The 19,245-nt window shown below is 69.1% G+C and carries 12 protein-coding genes, 1 tRNA gene and 1 rRNA gene; 12 read left to right on the top strand and 2 right to left on the bottom strand.

What is annotated here, in order from left to right:
- The 3 genes from rrf to ABZT04_RS42520 form a co-directional block, all read left to right on the top strand.
- Positions 1 to 87: ribosomal RNA gene (rrf, locus tag ABZT04_RS42530) — 5S ribosomal RNA — on the top strand; the annotation flags it as partial.
- A gap of 113 nt (positions 88 to 200) precedes the next feature.
- Positions 201 to 863 carry a DegT/DnrJ/EryC1/StrS family aminotransferase gene (locus tag ABZT04_RS42525; protein ID WP_356065076.1) on the top strand — a complete coding sequence of 221 codons (663 nt, stop codon included), beginning with the start codon at positions 201 to 203 and terminating at the stop codon, positions 861 to 863.
- A gap of 95 nt (positions 864 to 958) precedes the next feature.
- Positions 959 to 1,034, top strand: a tRNA-Thr gene (locus ABZT04_RS42520).
- 50 nt (positions 1,035 to 1,084) lie between these two features.
- On the opposite strand, the gene ABZT04_RS42515 is transcribed toward ABZT04_RS42520, so the two are convergent.
- Positions 1,085 to 3,835: a SpoIIE family protein phosphatase gene (locus ABZT04_RS42515; RefSeq protein WP_356065070.1), complete on the bottom strand. Its 2,751-nt coding sequence runs from the start codon at positions 3,833 to 3,835 to the stop codon at positions 1,085 to 1,087.
- Positions 3,836 to 4,213: 378 nt separating this feature from the next.
- Here ABZT04_RS42515 and ABZT04_RS42510 point away from each other — a divergent pair, with 378 nt between their 5' ends.
- The 9 genes from ABZT04_RS42510 to ABZT04_RS42470 all read left to right on the top strand — a co-directional run bounded on the left by ABZT04_RS42510 (position 4,214) and on the right by ABZT04_RS42470 (position 18,518).
- Entirely contained in the window at positions 4,214 to 9,688 is a 5,475-nt protein-coding gene (locus ABZT04_RS42510; RefSeq protein ID WP_356065067.1) for a HAMP domain-containing protein, read from the top strand.
- A gap of 286 nt (positions 9,689 to 9,974) precedes the next feature.
- A complete protein-coding gene (locus tag ABZT04_RS42505; RefSeq protein ID WP_033287121.1) occupies positions 9,975 to 10,658 on the top strand; it encodes a response regulator in 684 nt (227 codons plus the stop codon).
- 123 nt (positions 10,659 to 10,781) lie between these two features.
- Positions 10,782 to 13,487 carry a DNA translocase FtsK gene (locus tag ABZT04_RS42500; protein WP_356065065.1) on the top strand — a complete coding sequence of 902 codons (2,706 nt, stop codon included), beginning with the start codon at positions 10,782 to 10,784 and terminating at the stop codon, positions 13,485 to 13,487.
- A gap of 265 nt (positions 13,488 to 13,752) precedes the next feature.
- On the top strand, positions 13,753 to 14,613 hold the full coding sequence (locus ABZT04_RS42495) for a RodZ domain-containing protein (protein WP_356065062.1): 861 nt from the start codon (positions 13,753 to 13,755) through the stop codon (positions 14,611 to 14,613).
- 92 nt (positions 14,614 to 14,705) lie between these two features.
- Positions 14,706 to 16,178 (top strand): 30S ribosomal protein S12 methylthiotransferase RimO, encoded by a 1,473-nt coding sequence (rimO, locus tag ABZT04_RS42490; protein ID WP_356065060.1) that lies wholly within the window; start codon positions 14,706 to 14,708, stop codon positions 16,176 to 16,178.
- Positions 16,175 to 16,942 (top strand): CDP-diacylglycerol--glycerol-3-phosphate 3-phosphatidyltransferase, encoded by a 768-nt coding sequence (pgsA, locus tag ABZT04_RS42485; RefSeq protein WP_356065057.1) that lies wholly within the window; start codon positions 16,175 to 16,177, stop codon positions 16,940 to 16,942. Before rimO ends, pgsA begins: the two co-directional genes overlap by 4 nt.
- Positions 16,939 to 17,484 carry a CinA family protein gene (locus tag ABZT04_RS42480; protein ID WP_356065053.1) on the top strand — a complete coding sequence of 182 codons (546 nt, stop codon included), beginning with the start codon at positions 16,939 to 16,941 and terminating at the stop codon, positions 17,482 to 17,484. The genes pgsA and ABZT04_RS42480 overlap by 4 nt, the downstream gene beginning before the upstream one ends.
- Before the next feature lie 109 nt (positions 17,485 to 17,593).
- Entirely contained in the window at positions 17,594 to 17,968 is a 375-nt protein-coding gene (locus ABZT04_RS42475; protein ID WP_019060943.1) for a helix-turn-helix transcriptional regulator, read from the top strand.
- Between the two features lie 256 nt (positions 17,969 to 18,224).
- Positions 18,225 to 18,518 (top strand): hypothetical protein, encoded by a 294-nt coding sequence (locus tag ABZT04_RS42470; protein ID WP_356065050.1) that lies wholly within the window; start codon positions 18,225 to 18,227, stop codon positions 18,516 to 18,518.
- On the opposite strand, the gene ABZT04_RS42465 is transcribed toward ABZT04_RS42470, so the two are convergent.
- Positions 18,466 to 19,230 (bottom strand): SDR family NAD(P)-dependent oxidoreductase, encoded by a 765-nt coding sequence (locus ABZT04_RS42465; RefSeq protein ID WP_356065047.1) that lies wholly within the window; start codon positions 19,228 to 19,230, stop codon positions 18,466 to 18,468. The genes ABZT04_RS42470 and ABZT04_RS42465 overlap by 53 nt on opposite strands.
- Between the last annotated feature and the right edge of the window lie 15 nt (positions 19,231 to 19,245).

Here is a 19,245-nt window from a genome sequence, read left to right as displayed (position 1 = left end):
GGTTACATTCCGAACCCGGAAGCTAAGCCTTACAGCGCCGATGGTACTGCAGGGGGGACCCTGTGGGAGAGTAGGACGCCGCCGAACAAATATTGAAAGGGTTGGACCCTGAACTTCGGTTCGGGGTCCAACCCTTTTTTGTTGTGCGTCACTTGAAGTTCACGTTGCGCAATCACCATCCGAGCATGGGTACTGCTGCAATGCTCAGGGCCGCAGGCGTCGGACTCGGTGACGAGGTCGTCGTGCCGGCGTTCGGGAACGTGGAAGTCGCCGAGGCCGTCACCCTGGCGGGTGGGCTGCCGGTGTTCGCCGACATAGATCCGGTGAGCTACTGCCTTGACGCGTCCGCTGTCGAAGCGGCCGTAACTCCGCGTACGGCGGCCATAGTTGTCGTACATCGATTCGGGCGGTCGGCTGACATAGCGCGGCTGCTCGGGGTCGGGCAGCGGCACGGGCTGCTGGTGTTGCAGCAGGGGGAGTCCGAGGCGCCGTACGACGAGGTCGCTCAGCGGCGGGAGCGGGCCGCCTATCTTGACGCGAAGTTGCGGGGGGTGCGGACGCCCGATGGTGGGGACGGGCACACCTACCAGCAGTACGTCGTGCGGGTGCCGGGGAACGGGCGGCCTGATCGGGACGCCTTCGCTCGGGCCGTGCGGGGCAGGGGAGTTGAGTGCCGGGTGCCGGTGAAGACGCCCGTGCACCGGCTGCCGGAGTTCCGGCGGTGTGTGGCGCTGCCGGAGACCGAGCGGGCCGCGGACGAGACGCTCGCGCTGCCGGTCGACGCCTCGTTGACGAAGCGGGAGATGCAGCGGATCGTGTCCGCGTGCAATGCGCTCGGGGGACTGCTGCAGCCCGCTTTCTGACCGAGTCGGGGTCGGGCGGCGGTGGTTGGGCGCACGGGCCTGTTCGGGGTATGATCTGTTTCGTTGCCGCGAGGGAAACCTCGGGAAAGCGACAGGCCCTCTTAGCTCAGTCGGTAGAGCGTCTCCATGGTAAGGAGAAGGTCAACGGTTCGATTCCGTTAGAGGGCTCCACAAAGTGAAAGGCCCCGCCCAATTGGGCGGGGCCTTTCGCGTGTTCGGGGTCAGTCCTTCTGGAGGCCCGGGACGCGCATGGCCAGGATCGCCATGTCGTCGGACGGGGCGTCGGAGGCGAAGCGCTCGACCGCGCGCATGATGCGGGCCGCGACCGCGCCGGCCGTGAGGCCCGTGCAGGTGGTCAGGACGTCCGAGAGTCCGTCGTCGCCCAGCATGCGGGTGCCCTCGCGGCGTTCCGTGACGCCGTCCGTGACACACAGCAGGACATCGCCCGGGTCGAGGGTGACCGTCTGCTCGTAGAGCTCCAGGTCGTCCATGACGCCGAGCAGGGGCTGGGGTTCGGCGGCCGGCTCGACCGTGCCGTCCTGGCGCAGGCGAAGCGGCAGCGGGTGGCCGGCACAGACCACCTTCAGCTTGGCGCTGCCGTCCTCCTGCGGCCACAACTCGCCGTAGAGGAGGGTCAGGAAGCGGCTGCGGGCGCCCTCGTCGAGGATCGCCGAGTTGAGGCGCTCCAGGACGGCGGGGCCGGTGAAGCCCTCTCTGGCGAGCAGGCGGAGGGCGTGGCGGGCCAGGCCGGTGACGGCGGCCGCTTCCGGGCCCGTACCGCAGACGTCGCCGATGGCGAAGCCGTAGACGCCGTCGCGGATGGGGAAGAGGTCGTAGAAGTCGCCGCCGACTTCGTTGCCCTCGCCGGCCGCGCGGTAGATGACCTCGACCTCGACGCCCTCGATGTGGGGGAGGTCGGGGGGCAGGAGGCTGCGCTGGAGGGACTGGCTGATGGCCGTGCGCTCCGAGTACAGGCGGGCGTTGTCGAGGGCGAGGGCGGCTCGGCGGCTCAAGTCCTCGGCCAGTTCCAGGATTTCCTGGCGGAAGTGTTCGTCGGTGGGCTTGCCGAGGGTCAGCATGCCGATGACGCGGTTGCGGGCGACCAGGGGGAGCACCACCGTCTCGCCGCCGACTGCGGACGCCGTAGCGAGAGTTGGGCCGATGCCCGAGCTGACGCGGCGGGTCGGTTCGCCGAGGCCGAGGCTGCGCATGGAGGTGCGCAGGGCCGCCTGGTGGGCGGCTTCGGCGGGGGCGGCCCAGACGCGGGCGCCGGGGGTGGGTACGGGGTCCGGTGGTGCGATCTTCGAGAGCAACGACTTGATGCCGTCGATGAGTTCCTCGTCCTCGTGCAGGACGTACGAGAGGTACGGGTCGGAGGACTGGTCGGCGATCGTGTAAACCGCGCACCAGGTGGCCAGGGTCGGGACCGTCATCTGGGCCATCAGGGCCAGGGTCTGGTCGCGGTCCAGGGTGCCGGCGAGGAGGTCGGAGGCCTCGACCAGGAAGCTGAGGGAGCCGCGGCGCAGGCGTTCCAGTTCGCCCAGGCGGGCGGACTCGACCGCCAACGCGATGCGGTCGGCCGCGAATTGGAGGCGCAGGGCCTCTTCGTTCGAGTACTTGTTGGGGCCTTCGGCGGCCACTCCGAGGGAGCCGGTGAGGCGACCCTCCACCTTCAGGGGCACGGTGACGACCGAGCGCATTCCGGTGCCGCTGAGGAGCGGTACGGCGCCCGGGACGGCCATCAGGTCCTCGTGGACGGCCGGCATGCGGGCGGAGCCGTAGCGGCCGGGGCCCCCTTCGACGGGCACGCGCGCGAAGCGTTGGCGGGCGGAGGGCAGGCCGGTGGAGGCGCGGACCTCCAACTCCGTTTCGTCGTCGGTCGCGAGGAGGAGGAAGGCGGAGTCCCCGTCGAGCATGTCGCGGGCGCGCTCGACCGTGCGCTGGAGGAGGCCGTCGAGGTCGTCCGGCGCGGGGGAGCCGATGAACACCTCGAACGGGTCGGTGTTCTGGCCGTCCGGGGTGGACGCGGCGTCGGGGGCGGGGCCGCGCAACGGGGTCTGCAGAACCGCGCGTTCGTGGTCCCTCACCAGGAGGCACACGGTTGACGGCTCGCCGCCGGTGTCGCGGACCCGGAGGTGGGAGGCGTACACCGGGATCACGCGGCCGTCGGCGCCGCGGATGCCGTAACTGCCCTCCCAGCGGGAGAGGCGCAGGGCCTCGGCGATGCCGGTGCTGGTGCCCGGGGTGTGCGGCCAGGCGGCGAGGTCGGTCAGGGGCTTGCCGGTGACCTGCTCGGCAGCGTACCCGAAGAGGTCCTCGGCGTCCTCGTTCCAGGACGCGATGGAGCCCGTACGGTCGATCTGGACGACCGCGACGCGGACTCTGCCGTCGGCGAGTGGGAGGAGGTCGGCCGGCAGGGACGGGCCGGCCGCGCGGGTGCCCACCGGGCGTGCGGGGAGGTCGAGTTGGAACCAGACCAGCTTCTGTGTGGGCGTGTAGTCGACGCCCCAGCGACTGGCCAGGGCCGCGCAGAGCTGGAGGCCGCGGCCGCCCTCGCGGTCGGGGCTGCTCATGTTGATCGCGGCCCCCTGGAGGGGGATTTCCCGTTCCGGGTAGTGGTCGGCGACCTCGATCCGCACGCCGTCGTCACTTCGTAGGCACAGAACATCCGCGGCCGTGCCCGCGTGCACCACCGCGTTGGTCACCAGCTCACTGGTGAGGACCACGGCGTCGTCGACGATGTCGGCGAAACCCCAGCCCTGAAGGGTGTCGCGGACGAAGGACCGCGCGGTGGCGACCGATCGTCCTACGGGCTCGAAGCTGGCGGCCGCGCGCGCGGTGATCACAGAACTCCTCGGCCTGTTGTCGGCGGGCAGGGCACCATGGCCGATCGGCGCCTGCCGGGGCAACGGCTGGTTTCCGGTCGGCGGGGGATCCTGGGGCGGTCCCCCAGGATGCAGTCCGGTGGTCATGGTGCGGTGCCCCTCCGATGCCTGCCCGCTCGTGCTCGTGCCACCGTCCAGGCCGGACGGAACCGGCGCGGCTGGACAGCCGCATGCAAGGTTACTTACCTTCGCCGTCCGTGCGGATGCCGGTTCGCAGTGTTTCCGTCCGGAGGGTGTGCGGACGATGTGCGAAGCTGCCGAACTGTTATGGCCTGGTTCAGGCAGGGTGAAACACTGGGCAGGATTCTGGTGAAGGCCCGGGCAGGCTGGGTGTCCTCCGTGTACGGAGTGCGTCGGGCCTTGTTGAAGCCCGGTAAATCGGGCAGAGATACGCGGCAGTAACGGATACGCGAGCAGTAGCACCTCAGCACAGCAGCAACGGTCGACCCCTGCGGGAGGGACACAGTGGAGTCTGGCGCAGCGACGCGGGCCACCAGGACGCGCGCGAAAGGCGGACAGTCCCTGAAGAACCAGCGCAAACCGCGCAATGGGACCACGGAAGTGGACGCGGCCTCCTTGGACCGGCTGCTGACGGCACTGGTCGCCATGCGGGACGGGAACTTCCGCAAGCGGCTCACGGTGTCCGGCGACGGCGAGTTGTCGGAGATCGCCGCCGTGTTCAACGAGGTGGCCGACCGCAATCTGCATCTGACGGGCGAGTTGTCCCGGGTGCGGCGGATGGTGGGACGTGAGGGAAAGCTCACGGAGCGGCTGGAGACGGGCGCCTGCGAGGGTTCCTGGGCCTCGGCCATCGATGCGTCCAACGCACTCGTGGACGACCTTGTACGGCCCGTCTCAGAGGTCGGACGGGTGCTCTCCGCGGTGGCGGAGGGTGATCTGTCGCCGCGGATGGAGTTGCGGACGCAGGCACAGGACGACGGGACCGGGCATCCGCTGCGCGGGGAGTTCCTGAAGGTCGGGCGGACCGTCAACAATCTGGTCGACCAGTTGTCGACGTTCACCGACGAGGTCACGCGGGTGGCCAGCGAGGTGGGCACCGAGGGCAAGCTCGGCGGGCAGGCACGCGTGCGTGGCATGTCCGGCTCCTGGAAGGACCTCACGGACTCCGTCAACACGATGGCGTACCGGTTGACGGCCCAGGTCCGGGACATCGCGCTGGTGACCACTGCGGTCGCGAAGGGCGACCTGTCACGCAAGGTCACGGTTCATGTCGCAGGCGAGATGCTGGAGCTGAAGAACACCGTCAACACGATGGTGGACCAACTGTCCTCGTTCTCCTCCGAGGTGACCCGGGTCGCCCGCGAGGTGGGCACCGAGGGCGAACTGGGCGGCCAGGCGCAGGTGCCGGGTGTGGCCGGTGTGTGGAAGGACCTCACCGATTCGGTGAATCTCATGGCCGGCAACCTGACCGGCCAGGTGCGCAACATCGCGCAGGTGACGACGGCGGTCGCCAACGGTGATCTGTCGCAGAAGGTGACCGTTTCGGCACGCGGTGAGGTCGCGAAGCTCGCCGAGACGATCAACCAGATGACGGAGACGCTGCGGATCTTCGCCGACGAGGTCACGCGTGTGGCCAACGAGGTCGGCGCCGAGGGGCAGCTCGGCGGGCAGGCCAATGTGCCGGGTGCGGCGGGGACCTGGAAGGACCTCACCGACTCGGTGAACACGGTCTTCCGGAACCTGACGACCCAGGTGCGGGACATCGCCGCCGTGACGACCGCGGTGGCGAGCGGTGACCTGTCGCAGAAGGTCACCGTCGACGTCGCCGGCGAGATGCTGGAGCTGAAGAACACCGTCAACGGGATGGTCGACCAACTGTCCTCGTTCGGTGCCGAGGTCACGCGCGTGGCCCGCGAGATCGGTGTCGAGGGTGAACTGGGCGGTCAGGCACAGGTGCCCGGCGCGGCCGGTACCTGGAAGGACCTGACCGACTCGGTCAACACCGCGTTCCGTAACCTCACCGGGCAGGTGCGCAATATCGCCCAGGTGACGACGGCGGTGGCCAACGGCGACCTGTCGCAGAAGGTCACGGTCGACGTGTCCGGCGAGATGCTTCAGTTGAAGAACACCGTCAACACGATGGTCGACCAACTGTCGTCGTTCGCCGACCAGGTGACCAGGATGGCCCGGGACGTGGGCACCGAGGGCCGGCTGGGCGGCCAGGCGCGCGTGGACGGCGTCTCGGGGACCTGGAAGGAACTCACCGACTCCGTCAACTCGATGGCCGGGAACCTGACCTCCCAGGTGCGCAACATCGCCCAGGTGACCACGGCCGTGGCCCAGGGCGACCTGTCCCAGAAGATCGACGTGGACGCGCGCGGCGAGATCCTGGAGCTGAAGAACACCATCAACACGATGGTCGACCAGCTCTCCGCCTTCGCCGACCAGGTGACTCGGGTCGCCCGCGAGGTGGGCACCGAGGGCCGGCTGGGCGGCCAGGCGCAGGTGCCCGGCGTCGCCGGTGTGTGGCGTGACCTGACCGACTCCGTGAACGGCATGGCCGGCAACCTCACCGCACAGGTCCGCAACATCGCGCAGGTCGCGACGGCGGTGGCCCGGGGTGACCTGTCCCAGAAGATCACCGTGGACGCGCGCGGCGAGATCCTGGAGCTGAAGAACACCCTGAACACGATGGTCGACCAGTTGTCCTCGTTCGCCGAGGAGGTCACCAGGGTGGCCCGTGAGGTGGGCACCGAGGGGCAGTTGGGCGGTCAGGCCGAGGTGCAGGGTGTCTCCGGCACCTGGAAGGACCTCACACAGTCCGTGAACTTCATGGCGAACAACCTGACCATCCAGGTGCGTCAGATCGCCGAGGTCACGACCGCCGTCGCCAAGGGCGACCTGTCCAAGAAGATCACCGTCGACGCCAAGGGCGAGATCCTTGAGCTCGTCACGACGGTCAACACCATGGTCGATCAACTGTCGTCCTTCGCCGAGCAGGTGACCCGGGTGGCCCGCGAGGTGGGCACCGAGGGCATCCTGGGCGGCCAGGCCCATGTGCCGGGCATCACGGGCATCTGGAAGGACCTCAGCGGCAACGTCAACCTGATGGCCAACAACCTGACCGTGCAGGTGCGGAACATCTCCCAGGTCGCGGCGGCCGTCGCCAACGGCGACCTGACCCGGACGGTGACGATCGAGGCGCGCGGCGAGGTCGCGCAGCTCGCCGACACCTTCAACACCATGGTGAAGACGCTGAGTTCGTTCGCCGACCAGGTCACCAAGGTGGCCCGCGAGGTGGGCACGGACGGCATCCTCGGCGGTCAGGCGCGGGTGCCCGGTGTGGCCGGCACCTGGAAGGACCTCACCGAGTCGGTGAACGGCATGGCGTCCAACCTGACCGGTCAGGTGCGCAACATCGCGATGGTCACCACGGCCATCGCCAAGGGCGACCTGACGAAGAAGATCGACATCGACGCCCGCGGCGAGATCCTCGAACTCAAGACGACGATCAACACGATGGTCGATCAACTCTCGTCCTTCGCCGAGGAGGTCACCCGAGTCGCCCGCGAGGTGGGTACGGAAGGCCAGTTGGGCGGTCAGGCACGCGTGCGTGACGTCGACGGCACCTGGCGCGACCTCACCGAGTCGGTGAACGAGATGGCCGGGAACCTGACCCGGCAGGTGCGTGCCATCGCGCGCGTAGCGACCGCGGTGACCCGCGGCGACCTGAACCTGAAGATCGACGTCGACGCGGCCGGCGAGATCCAGGAACTCCAGGACTACATCAACAAGATGATCGCCAACCTGCGTGACACCACGATCGCCAACAAGGAGCAGGACTGGCTCAAGGGCAACCTCGCCCGCATCTCCGCGCTGATGCAGGGCCGCCGCGACCTGGACGACGTGGCCTCGCTGATCATGAGCGAGCTGACGCCGGTGGTCTCCGCGCAGCACGGCGCGTTCTTCCTCGCGCTGCCCCTGGCGGACGCCGAGGGCGACGAGGCGTACGAACTGCGCATGCTCGGTTCCTACGGCTACTCGATGGGCTCCATGCCGACGTCGTTCAGGCCCGGTGAGGCGCTGATCGGGACGGCCGCCCAGGAGCGGCGCACGATCCTCGTGGAGAACGCGCCGAGCGGGTACCTGAAGATCTCCTCCGGGCTCGGGGAGGCGCCGCCCGCGCAGGTGATCGTGCTGCCGGTGCTGTTCGAGGGGAAGGTGCTCGGCGTCATCGAGCTGGCCTCGTTCACGCCCTTCACGCAGATCCAGAAGGACTTCCTCAACCAGATCGCCGAGATGATCGCGACCAGCGTCAACACCATCTCCGTCAACACCAAGACGGAGCTGCTGCTGAAGCAGTCCCAGGAGCTGACCGAGCAACTCCAGGAACGGTCGGCCGAGTTGGAGAACCGGCAGAAGGCCCTCCAGTCGTCCAACGCCGAACTGGAGGAGAAGGCCGAGCTGCTGGCCCAGCAGAACCGGGACATCGAGGTCAAGAACACCGAGATCGAGGAGGCCCGGCAGGTCCTGGAGGAGCGCGCCGAGCAACTCGCCGTATCCATGCGCTACAAGAGCGAGTTCCTGGCGAACATGTCGCACGAGCTGCGCACACCGCTGAACTCGCTGCTGATCCTGGCGAAGCTGCTGGCCGACAACGCGGAGGGGAACCTCTCCCCGAAGCAGGTCGAGTTCGCCGAGACGATCCACGGCGCGGGGTCCGACCTGCTTCAGTTGATCAACGACATCCTGGACCTGTCGAAGGTCGAGGCGGGCAAGATGGACGTCTCCCCGACGCGCATCGCGCTCGTCCAACTCGTCGACTACGTAGAGGCCACTTTCCGTCCGCTGACCGCGGAGAAGGGCCTGGACCTGTCCGTACGGGTGTCGCCGGAACTGCCCGCCACGCTGCACACCGATGAGCAGCGGCTGCTCCAGGTGCTGCGCAACCTGCTGTCGAACGCGGTGAAGTTCACCGACTCCGGGGCCGTCGAGCTGGTCATCCGGCCGGCCGGCGCGGATGTGCCGGTGGCGATCAGGGAGCAGCTCCTGGAGGCCGGTTCGCTGCGGGACGCGGACGCGGACCTGATCGCGTTCTCGGTGACGGACACCGGGATCGGGATCGCCGGCAGCAAGATGCGGGTGATCTTCGAGGCGTTCAAGCAGGCGGACGGTACGACCAGCCGCAAGTACGGCGGTACGGGCCTCGGGCTGTCGATCTCCCGGGAGATCGCCCAGTTGCTCGGCGGTGAGATCCACGCGCAGAGCGAACCGGGACGCGGTTCCACGTTCACGCTGTATTTGCCGCTGCACCCGAGCGAACTGCCCCCGCAGGGCTATCAGCAGTTGCCCGCGCTGGAGGCGGGCGACCTGGTGGCGTCCGCGGCGGAACTCGCGGAGCTGTCGGAGCGGGGCGAGGTGGACATCGAGACGCCGGCCGAGGTGAAGTCGTACCACGAGACTCAGAACGGTGCCGCCGCGCTCTTCAGGCGCCGCCGCAGGGCCGTGTCCGCCATCGAGGGAACCGCGCAACTGGGGCGGACGGTGCGGGACCAGTGGGCGGCCGAGGAGGCGGCGCCGCCGTCGCGCCGGGGCATCCGGTTCGGCGGGGAGAAGGTGCTGATCGTCGACGACGACATCCGCAACGTCTTCGCGTTGACCAGTGTCCTGGAGCAGCACGGCCTGTCCGTGCTGTACGCGGAGAACGGCCGTGAGGGCATCGAAGTACTGGAGCAGCACGACGATGTGACGGTCGTCCTGATGGACATCATGATGCCCGAGATGGACGGATACGCGACGACGACGGCGATCCGCAGGATGCCGCAGTTCGCCGGGCTGCCGATCATCGCGCTGACCGCGAAGGCGATGAAGGGCGACCGGGAGAAGGCGATCGAGTCCGGCGCCTCGGACTACGTCACGAAGCCGGTCGATCCCGATCACCTGTTGTCGGTGATGGAGCAGTGGATGCGTCCGGAGTGATGGAAACGACCGGACTTGACGGGAAAGCAGCGGGAACGGTGCGGGGAACGTTCGGTGTTCACGCGGAGTTGCTGACTCAGTGTGGCCGAAGCCGTGTAGAAGCACGGGATTCGGGGAACCTTCTGGTCTCCCGCTACGTTTCTGCTTCGTGCACAGTGACATCGCGGTGACAGGGTGTGGCGACAGGCGGGGTGCGGCTACCATGACCGGCACAAGGACGGGCGGCGCAAGAGAGTCGTCCTCTGGGGCGGCGCCCGGTGCACATCCGGGGCGAGGAGGGCGGGCCATGGTGCAGAAGGCCAAGATCCTCCTGGTCGATGACCGGCCGGAGAATCTGCTGGCGCTGGAGGCCATCCTCTCTGCGCTCGATCAGACACTGGTTCGGGCATCGTCCGGGGAGGAAGCGCTCAAAGCGCTGCTCACGGACGACTTCGCGGTCATTCTGCTGGACGTCCAGATGCCAGGCATGGACGGTTTCGAAACCGCCGCGCACATCAAGCGACGGGAGCGGACCCGGGACATCCCGATCATCTTCCTCACCGCGATCAACCACGGCCCGCACCACACCTTCCGGGGTTACGCGGCGGGCGCGGTCGACTACATCTCCAAGCCCTTCGACCCGTGGGTGCTGCGCGCGAAGGTCTCGGTGTTCGTCGAGCTGTACATGAAGAACTGCCAACTGCGGGAGCAGGCGGCCCTGCTGCGGCTCCAGTTGGAGGGCGGCGGCAAGCCGGCGGCCGGTGCGGCCAAGGAGCCGGCCGGACTGCTCGCCGAGCTGTCGGCGCGCCTCGCGGCCGTCGAGGAGCAGGCGGAGGCGCTGTCCAAGCAGCTCGACGACGAGTCGGCGGACGCGGCGGCCGTGGCCACCGCGGCCCATCTCGAACGCAAACTCACCGGGCTGCGCCGGGCACTCGACGCCCTGGAGCCGGGCACCGGCAGCGGAGCCCCTTCGGTCCCGTCGCAGAACTGACGTCCGCCGCGGGCGCAGTTGTGCGTGAGCGAGCGTCAGTTCCCCGACCCGGACGAGCGACACGAACGGGTGAAGCAGTGGGCACACGTGTCCGCTGCCGTCTCCACAGGTAACCTCACACCTATGGCCTCACGTCCCTCCGCAGCCAAGAAGCAGCCCGCCAAGAGGGCTGCTCCGGCGAAGGCTCCGACGAAGAAGGCCGCTGCGAAAAGGGCCCCCGCGAAGAAGGCGGCCGCCAAGAAGACCGCCCGCCCGGCGCCCAAGCCCGCGCCCAGCCCCACCGGGGGCATCGTCAAACTCGTGCGCGCCCTCTGGCTGGGCACCGCGCACGCCGTCGGCGCCGTGTTCCGCGGCATAGGGCAGGGCGCGAAGAACCTCGACCCGGCCCACCGCAAGGACGGCGTCGCACTGCTGCTGTTCGGCCTCGCGCTGATCGTCGCCGCAGGTACGTGGGCGGACCTGCGCGGCCCGGTCGGCGACCTCGTCGAGATCCTGGTGACCGGCGCCTTCGGCCGCCTCGACCTGCTCGTGCCGATACTGCTCGCGGTGATCGCCGTCCGCTTCATCCGGCACCCGGAGCAGCCCGAGGCCAACGGCCGCATCGTGATCGGCCTGTCCGCGCTCGTCATCGGCGTCCTCGGCCAGGTCCACATCGCCTGCGGCGCGCCCGCCCGCAGCGACGGCATGCAGGCCATAAGGGACGCCGGCGGACTCATCGGCTGGGGAGTGGCGACCCCGCTGACGTACACGATGGGCGAGGTGCTCGCCGTACCCCTGCTCGTGCTGCTCACGATCTTCGGGCTGCTGGTCGTCACGGCCACCCCGGTCAACGCGATCCCGCAGCGCCTCAGGCTGCTCGGCGTGAAGCTGGGCATCGTCCACGACTACGGCAGCGAGGACGAGTTCGGCGAGGACGACGAGCGCTACGACGAGCAGTGGCGTGAGGCGCTGCCCGCGCGCGCCCGGAAGCGCGGGAGCGCCCCCGAGGCGTACGACCCCGACAGCGCCGAGCAGGAGGCCCTCACCAAGCGCCGGAGCCGCCCCCGGCGCTCCGCAGTGCCGCAGCCCGACATGCACCGCCCCATGGACGCCGTGGACGTCGCAGCGGCCGCCGCGGCGGCCCTCGACGGAGCCGTCCTGCACGGCATGCCGCCCTCGCCGATCGTCGCCGACCTCACCCAGGGCGTACGAGTGGGCGGCGACCGCGAGGAGACGACCCCGACGCCCGTGCCGGCGCCGGCCGCGCGTCCCAAGCAGGAGAAGCTCAAGGCCGAGGTCATGGACCTCACCAAGGCGCCCCCGGAGGAGGTCCGCGACCTGCCGCCGCGCGCCGAGCAGCTCCAACTCTCCGGCGACATCACGTACGCGCTGCCCTCGCTCGACCTCCTCACGCGCGGGGGCCCCGGCAAGGCGCGCAGCGCCGCGAACGACGCCGTGGTCGCCTCGCTGACGAACGTCTTCTCCGAGTTCAAGGTCGACGCCGCCGTCACCGGCTTCACGCGCGGGCCGACGGTCACGCGCTACGAGGTCGAACTGGGCCCCGCCGTGAAGGTCGAGCGGATCACCGCGCTCACCAAGAACATCGCCTACGCCGTCGCCAGCCCCGATGTGCGGATCATCAGCCCAATCCCCGGCAAGTCCGCGGTCGGCATCGAGATCCCCAACACCGACCGGGAGATGGTCAACGTCGGGGACGTGCTGCGGCTCGCCGACGCGGCCGAGGACGACCACCCGATGCTCGTCGCGCTCGGCAAGGACGTCGAGGGCGGCTACGTCATGGCGAACATGGCGAAGATGCCGCACATCCTGGTGGCCGGCGCCACCGGCTCTGGCAAGTCGTCGTGCATCAACTGCCTGATCACGTCGATCATGTGCCGCGCGACCCCCGAGGACGTCCGCATGGTCCTCGTCGACCCCAAGCGCGTCGAACTGACCGCCTACGAAGGCATCCCGCACCTGATCACGCCCATCATCACCAACCCGAAGCGGGCCGCCGAGGCGCTCCAGTGGGTCGTACGCGAGATGGACCTCAGGTATGACGACCTCGCCGCCTTCGGGTACCGGCACATCGACGACTTCAACCAGGCCATCCGCGACGGCAAGCTGAAGACGCCCGAGGGCAGCGAGCGGGAGCTCAAGACCTATCCGTATCTCCTGGTGATCGTCGACGAGCTGGCCGACCTGATGATGGTCGCGCCCCGGGACGTCGAGGACTCGATCGTGCGCATCACGCAGCTCGCGCGCGCGGCCGGCATCCACCTGGTGCTCGCTACGCAGCGTCCGTCCGTCGACGTCGTCACCGGTCTGATCAAGGCGAACGTGCCCTCCAGGCTCGCGTTCGCCACCTCCTCGCTCGCCGACTCGCGGGTCATCCTCGACCAGCCCGGTGCCGAGAAGCTCATCGGCAAGGGGGACGGACTGTACCTGCCGATGGGGCAGAACAAGCCCACCCGTATGCAGGGCGCCTTCGTCACCGAGGACGAGATCCACGCCGTCGTGCAGCACTGCAAGGACCAGATGACGCCGGTCTTCCGGGACGACGTCACCGTGGGCAGCAAGCAGAAGAAGGAGATCGACGAGGACATCGGTGACGACCTCGATCTGCTGTGCCAGGCGGCCGAGCTGGTCGTGTCCACGCAGTTCGGCTCCACCTCGATGCTCCAGCGCAAGCTGCGCGTCGGCTTCGCGAAGGCCGGGCGGCTCATGGACCTCATGGAGTCCCGGGGCATCGTCGGCCCCAGCGAGGGGTCCAAGGCGCGTGACGTTCTTGTGAAGGGTGACGAACTGGATGGCGTGCTCGCGGTCATCCGCGGGGAGTCTGAAGGGTAGGCGCGGGTAGACGGGTCCCGAGGGGTGCGGCCGTCCGTGACTCACCCGTTAGAGACCGTCGGGCAACCGTTTCCCTTTGCCGTACGTCAAGTTGAGCGAGAGGACAGACAGGGCTCCCACCATGGGATCCGTGGCTGACCCGCCGTCGGGTTGTCCGGCCATACCGATGGCGTACAAAGTCCCACCGCCCGGTTGCCCCACCCTTTCATACCCCCCCTAGACTGAACTTCCAGCACAGGTGGCTACACGCTCGAAAGGCGCCCCCGTGTCCATCGGCAACTCCCCTGAAGACGAGCGCCCGTTCGAAGACGGTCGTTCCTCGGACGGTCATGAGGAAGAAGCCCGCCCTTCCGTCGGCCGAACCCTGCAGCAGGCACGCATCGCCGCCGGGCTGACCGTCGACGACGTCAGCAGCGCCACCCGGGTCCGCATCGCCATCGTGCACGCCATCGAGGCCGACGACTTCACGCCCTGCGGCGGTGACGTCTACGCCCGCGGGCACATCAGGACCCTCGCCAAGGCCGTCCACATCGATCCCGCCCCCCTCCTCGCGCGGTACGACGACGATCACGGCGGACGCCCGGCGCCGACGCCGGCGGCGCCCCTCTTCGAGGCGGAACGTATCCGTCCGGAGCGCCGGGGGCCCAACTGGACCGCGGCCATGGTCGCCGCGATCGTCGCCGTGGTCGGCTTCGTCGGGTTCACGGCGTTCAAGGGCGGCGACAGCGGCAGCGACGCCAAGTCGCAGGTCGCCCAGGGAGCCACGCCCAGCACCAGCAAGCCCGCCAAGCCGACCCCCTCGAACAGCGATACGGCCACGCCCAAGTCCGACCCTTCCGACAGCGCCATCGCCGCCGCGCCACAGGACAAGGTGACGGTCCAGGTCAGCGCGGTCGACGGCCGTAGCTGGATCTCCGCCAAGGACCACAACGGCCGGATGCTCTTCGACGGACTCCTCAAGAAGGGCGAGTCCAAGACCTTCCAGGACAGCTCGAAGGTCAACCTGATCCTCGGCGACGCCGGAGCGATCCAGCTCTACGTCAACGGCAAGAAGATCCAGGACGACTTCCAGCCCGGAGCGGTGGAGCGGCTCACGTACACGAAGGGCGACCCCGAGGTCGGATGAGCTGTCCGGCGGGGTGAGTGTTCAAGGGGTTGGCCAAGATCGGCCAACCCCTTCGACGTGGGGTGTCAGTGGGACGAAGTAGTCTTGAGCCCATGCCTGAACGCCGTACCGTCGCACTCGTCACTCTTGGCTGCGCCCGTAACGAGGTGGACTCGGAGGAGCTCGCAGGCCGCTTGGAGGCGGACGGCTGGCAACTCGTGGAGGACGCCGAGGACGCGGATGTCGCCGTCGTCAACACCTGTGGCTTCGTCGAGGCCGCCAAGAAGGACTCCGTCGACGCCCTCCTCGAAGCCAACGACCTCAAGGGCCACGGCAGAACGCAGGCCGTTGTCGCGGTGGGCTGCATGGCCGAGCGGTACGGCAAGGAACTCGCCGACGCGCTGCCCGAGGCCGACGGAGTGCTCGGCTTCGACGACTACGCCGACATCTCCGACCGCCTGCAGACCATCCTGAACGGCGGCATCCACGCCTCGCACACCCCGCGCGACCGCCGCAAGCTGCTGCCGATCAGCCCCGCCGAGCGGCAGGAGTCCGCGGCCGAGGTCGCGCTGCCCGGCCACGGCCCGGTCGACCTCCCGGACGGACTCGCGCCCGCTTCGGGTCCCCGCGCACCCCTGCGCCGCCGCCTGGACGGCGCCCCGGTCGCGTCGGTGAAGCTCGCCTCCGGCTGCGACCGGCGCTGCTCCTTCTGCGCCATCCCGTCCTTCCGCGGCTCCTTCATCTCCCGCCGCCCGAGCGACGTGCTCAACGAGACGCGCTGGCTGGCCGAACAGGGCGTCAAGGAGATCATGCTGGTCTCCGAGAACAACACGTCCTACGGCAAGGACCTGGGCGACATCCGCCTCCTGGAGTCGCTGCTGCCCGAACTGGCGGACATCGACGGCCTGGAGCGGGTGCGCGTGAGCTACCTCCAGCCCGCCGAGATGCGTCCCGGGCTCATCGACGTGCTCACCTCGACACCGAAGATCGCGCCCTACTTCGACCTGTCCTTCCAGCACTCCGCGCCCGACGTGCTGCGCGCCATGCGCCGCTTCGGCGACACCGACCGCTTCCTCGAACTGCTCGACACCATCCGCTCCAAGGCCCCCCAGGCCGGCGTGCGCTCGAACTTCATCGTCGGCTTCCCCGGCGAGACCGAGGCCGACCTCGCCGAACTGGAGCGCTTCCTGAACGGCGCGCGCCTGGACGCCATCGGCGTCTTCGGCTACTCCGACGAGGAGGGCACGGAGGCGGCGACCTACGACAAGAAGCTCGACGAGGACGTCGTGGCGGCGCGGCTGGCACGTGTCTCGCGGCTCGCCGAGGAGCTTGTCTCGCAGCGGGCCGAGGAGCGTGTCGGCGAGACCGTGCAGGTGCTGGTGGAGTCGGTGGACTCCGAGGACGGCGCCTACGGCCGCGGCGAGCACCAGGCGCCGGAGACCGACGGCCAGGTGCTGCTCACGAGCGGCGAAGGCCTGAGTGTCGGCCGTATGGTCGAGGCGAAGGTGGTCGGTACGGAAGGTGTCGACCTGGTGGCCGAGCCGCTCCTGGGCTCGCTCGCGTGTAGTGAGGAGGCGGGCAGATGACCGGAGTCCCGGCATCGGCGGCGGGCAACACCTCCAGCGCCAACGGCGCGCCCGCGAGCCCGGGTTCCGGTGCGGCCTCCGGTGGTGCCGTCTCCGGTGGTGCCTCCTCCGGTGTCGTCGAGTCCGGCGGGCCGAAGCCGGCGCGCGGTGCGAAGGTCGTCGCCGCCGCCGTCAACCAGGCGAGCGTCTGGAACATCGCCAACCTGCTGACCATGCTCCGGCTACTGCTCGTCCCCGGCTTCGTCGCTTTGATGCTGGCCGACGGCGGGTATGACCCGGCGATGCGCTCGTTCGCCTGGGCGGCGTTCGCCGTCGCCATGATCACCGACCTGTTCGACGGTCATCTGGCGCGCACCTACGACCTCGTCACCGACTTCGGAAAGATCGCCGACCCCATCGCCGACAAGGCGATCATGGGAGCGGCGCTGATCTGTCTGTCCTCGCTCGGCGATCTGCCGTGGTGGGTGACCGTCGTCATCCTCGGCCGGGAACTCGGGATTACGCTGCTGCGTTTTCTTGTCATCCGGTACGGCGTCATTCCCGCGTCGCGCGGCGGCAAGCTGAAGACGCTCACGCAGGGCGTGGCCGTAGGAATGTACGTGCTGGCGCTGACGGGCTGGCTGGCCACCCTGAGGTTCTGGGTGATGGCGGCGGCGGTCGTGCTGACCGTGCTGACCGGGTTCGACTATGTGAGACAAGCCATTGTGCTGCGCAGGCAGGGGATCGCCGAGCGCATGGCGGCGTCGGAGGAGACGGAAGCGTGAGTTCCACGGCCACTGAAGTGGTTCGACTACTGACCGTGAGCGGTGCGACGCTCGCTGTCGCCGAGTCGCTCACCGGTGGTCTGGTTGCGGCGGAGATCACATCGGTGCCCGGAGCCTCCAAGGCATTCCGTGGTTCGGTCACCGCCTATGCCACCGAGTTGAAGCACGAACTGCTCGGCGTCGACGCCACCCTGCTGACCGAGCGGGGAGCGGTGGATGCGCAGGTCGCGGCCCAGATGGCGGCCGGCGTGCGGAAGGCTCTGGGTGCCGACTGGGGCATCGCGACCACCGGTGTGGCAGGCCCGGAGCCGCAGGACGGGCAGCCCGTCGGCACCGTTTTCGTGGCCGTGGACGGACCCTCCGGACCGGAATCGGATGCAGCCGGTGGCGGGAAAGTGGCCGCGCTGCGGTTGAACGGCGGCCGGGCGGAAATTCGTAAGGAGAGTGTACGGAGCGTACTCGCGCTGCTTCTGGAGCGGCTCGTGAGCGAACAGACCGGGAATGAGCGGGCACAGGATACGGAACAGAACGGGGGGTTTTGATGTTTGCAGCCCTGAGTGAACACGACATCGCTCCCCGCACGGCCGCGGCGCAAGGCGGTACGGTGGGGCGAGAAGGATGCGGCTACGCGGTCCGAGGAGGGAGCCACCGATGATTCTGCTCCGTCGCCTGCTGGGTGACGTGCTGCGTCGGCAGCGCCAGCGCCAGGGCCGTACTCTGCGCGAAGTCTCCTCGTCCGCCCGAGTCTCACTCGGCTATCTCTCCGAGGTGGAGCGGGGGCAGAAGGAGGCATCCTCCGAGTTGCTCTCCGCCATCTGCGACGCGTTGGACGTACGGATGTCCGAGCTCATGCGGGAAGTGAGCGACGAGCTTGCTCTCGCCGAGCTGGCCCAGTCTGCTGCGGCCACCGGTTCTGTGCCCACGTCGGTACGTCCGATGCTGGGTTCCGTCTCGGTGACCGGTGTGCCACCGGAACGGGTGACCATCAAGGCCCCCGCCGAGGCGGTGGACGTGGTCGCCGCGTGACGTTCACGCTGGTGTAGACCGATGACGCGCCGACCGGCGCCGAGAATGTGTGAGAGACCCCGGCCGGGGTTTCTCCAGGGAGACCTGGAGAGGCGCGGCCGGGGTTTCTCGCGTTCGGACGCCTGGCGGGATCCGTCCGTTTGCTCGTGCGGCCCGGGGCGGTCATCGTTGAGGCCTGTGTGGCGCCTCCGTATGCCGTCGATGCGCCCTTTCGTGAGTGACCGCGGCGTTCCGGCGTCGGGCTGGAGGTGGGGCCATGGCGGGGCGAATAGCACGCTGGGGGGCCGCGCTGGGGCTCGGTGCGGTGTGGTGGTGGGCCGTGCTGCGGCTCGTGCTGGTGCCGCACGCGGGGGCGCTGGAGGGGGCCGTCGCGGCCGGGGGATGGGGACTGAGTCTGCTCCCGGTGCACTGCATGCCCAAGGCGCGGGCGGCGGGGGCCGTGGCCGCTGGACGGTGGGCGCGGGCCTGGCGGGCGTCCGTCGCACCTGCGGCCGTCGCTACCACGGCATCGCCACGCCCCCGTTCGGACGGAGGATCTGGCCCGTCGTGAACGACGACGCGTCGGACGCCAGATGCAGCACGGCGTGGGCGATGTCCTCCGGCTCACCTACCCGGCCCAGCGGCGAGAGCCGGGCCATCATCGCCTCGGTACGGGCCTGCGCCTCGCCCTCGTGGTGGTCGGTCATGGGCGTGCGTATCCAGCCCGGCGCGACGGCGTTGACGCGGATGCCGTGCCGGCCCAGCTCCGTCGCCAGCGTCTTCGTCAACTGGACGACGGCCGCCTTCGCGGCGCTGTAGCAGAGCAACCCGGCTCCTCCCGTGTCGATCGCGCCCGACGCCATGGTGACGATGCTGCCCCTGGTGCCGCGGTCGAGCATCAGCCGGGCCGCCTCCTGGCAGGCGTACAGGACGCCCTTGAAGTTGACGTTCAGCACCCGGTCGAGATCCTCGTCCAGGGTCTCCAGCACCGGACTGCTGTGCATGATGCCGGCGACCGCCGCCAGCACATGCAGGTCCTCGCAGGACTCGACGGCCTGCCTGACCTGGGCGCGGTCGGTGACGTCCAGGTGGTGGACGCGGGCGCTGCCGCCCTGGCCCTTGATCAGGGTCGCCGTCTCGTGCAGGCCCAGTGCGTCGCGGTCGGCGCAGTGCACGGTGGCGCCGGCCTCGGCGAGCAGTACGGCGCAGGCGCGGCCGATACCGCTGGCGGCGCCGGTGACGAAAGCGGTGCGTCCGGTGAGGTCGTACGCGTTGACGGGCATGAAGCGACGGTACGA

Origin of the sequence: Streptomyces sp. NPDC005492 (assembly GCF_040605995.1) — a bacterium.
Taxonomy (GTDB): Bacteria; Actinomycetota; Actinomycetes; order Streptomycetales; family Streptomycetaceae; genus Streptomyces.
The sequence above is the reverse complement of the archived record's forward strand: the minus strand, read 5'-3'. Positions and strand labels throughout refer to the sequence as shown.